Annotated in this window: 2 protein-coding genes; both read left to right on the forward strand. The window is 67.8% G+C overall.

All coding sequences use genetic code 11. The features are described 5' to 3' along the window. Positions 1–125: 125 nt before the first annotated feature. Positions 126–746, forward strand: coding sequence for a LemA family protein (locus DI041_RS21050; RefSeq protein WP_012510094.1), 621 nt, complete (start codon positions 126–128; stop codon positions 744–746). A gap of 3 nt (positions 747–749) precedes the next feature. Next, on the forward strand, positions 750–1,566 hold an 817-nt coding region (locus DI041_RS21055; RefSeq protein ID WP_136640156.1), incomplete at its 3' end, for a TPM domain-containing protein.

The following is a 1,566-nucleotide window of genomic DNA, read 5'->3' on the forward strand; positions in this document are numbered from 1 at the left end:
CTCACCCTCCCGGCCCACCCCGATATCCAGCAGACATGACCACCGCGGAGGGGGCGGCGCCCGATGGCCGATCTTTCACCCCATCCGTGGCATGCTCGGCGCTCAGTCCACCCGGAACCTCCGCCATGCGCCTGTTCACCCGCGTCCTGCCCTTGATGCTGCTGGCCTCCCTGCTCTCCGGCTGCGGCTACAACGCCATCCAGCAGAAGGATGAAGCGGTCAAGGCCAGCTGGTCCGAAGTGCTCAACCAGTACAAGCGCCGCGCCGACCTGGTACCCAACCTGGTGCAGACCGTGAAAGGCTTTGCCAGCCAGGAAGAGCGCGTGCTGACCGAAGTCACCAACGCCCGCTCGCGGGTCGGCCAGATCAACGTCAACGCCGACGACGAAGCCTCGCTCAAGCAGTTCCAGCAGGCCCAGGGCGAACTCGGCAGTGCGTTGTCGCGGCTGCTGGTGGTCACCGAGAACTACCCGGTGCTCAAGTCCGACCAGAACTTCCGCGATCTGCAGGCGCAGCTGGAAGGTACCGAGAACCGTATCACCGTTGCCCGCGGTCGCTACATCCAGCAGGTGCAGGACTACAACACCTACATCCGCTCGTTCCCGCAGGTGATCACCGCCAAGATCTTCGGCTACAAGACCAAGCCGAACTTCACCGTGGACAACGAAGCGCAGATCTCCAACGCGCCGGCGGTGGATTTCGGCAGCGCGCCGCAGCAGCAGCCGGCTCCGCAGCCGGGCCACTGACCCATGCGCCTGGCCACTGCGCTGCTGGCCCTGCTGCTGTGGGTGCCGTTGGCGTCGCAGGCCCAGCAGCTGGCACCGATTCCGGCGCTGGACTCGCCGGTGGTCGATACCACCGGAACGCTGGATGCCGCGCAGAAGCAGGCGCTGGTGCAGCAGGCGCTGGACCTGCAGCAGCGCAAGGGCAGCCAGCTGCAGGTGCTGGTGGTGCCTACCACCCAGCCGGAGGACATCGCGCAGTACACCACGCGGGTCTTCGACCAGTGGCAGATCGGCCGCAAGGGCGTGGATGACGGCGTGCTGCTGGTGGTGGCCAAGGACGACCGGCGCGTACGCATCGAACCGGGCTACGGCCTGGAAGGTGCCATTCCCGATGCCATCGCCAACCGGGTCATCCAGGAATACCTGGTGCCGCGCTTCCGAGCGGGCGACTACGCCGGTGGCATCACCGATGCCACCGCGGTACTGGTGAAGATCGTCGATGGCGAGGCACTGCCCACGCCGGTCAGCGGCCAGCGGGGCCGCGAGCCCGACGGTGGCGGCGATACCTGGTTCCTGGCCCTGTTCATCGGTGTATTCGCCGGCAGTATCCTGCGCGGCGTGTTCTCGCGCGTGCCGCGCCCGCTGCGTGGCCTGCTGGGCGGTGCTGGTGCCGCACTGGCGGCGTTCCTGTTCACCTCCACCCTGCTGGCCAGTGGCCTGGCGGGCATCGTCGGCCTGATCGTCGCCATGCTGTCCGGCCATCCCGGGCGCTTTGCCGGTGGTGGAGGATGGGGTGGTGGCAGCTGGGGCGGCGGAGGCGGATTCGGCGGGGGCGGTGGAT

This window comes from Stenotrophomonas maltophilia (genome assembly GCF_004920835.1).
GTDB classification, from domain to species: domain Bacteria; phylum Pseudomonadota; class Gammaproteobacteria; order Xanthomonadales; family Xanthomonadaceae; genus Stenotrophomonas; species Stenotrophomonas maltophilia_AQ.

Coding starts and splice junctions, on each gene's coding strand:
- DI041_RS21050 (WP_012510094.1), top strand. CDS start 126: ATGCGCCTGTTCACCCGCGTCCTGCCCTTGATGCTGCTGGCCTCCCTG.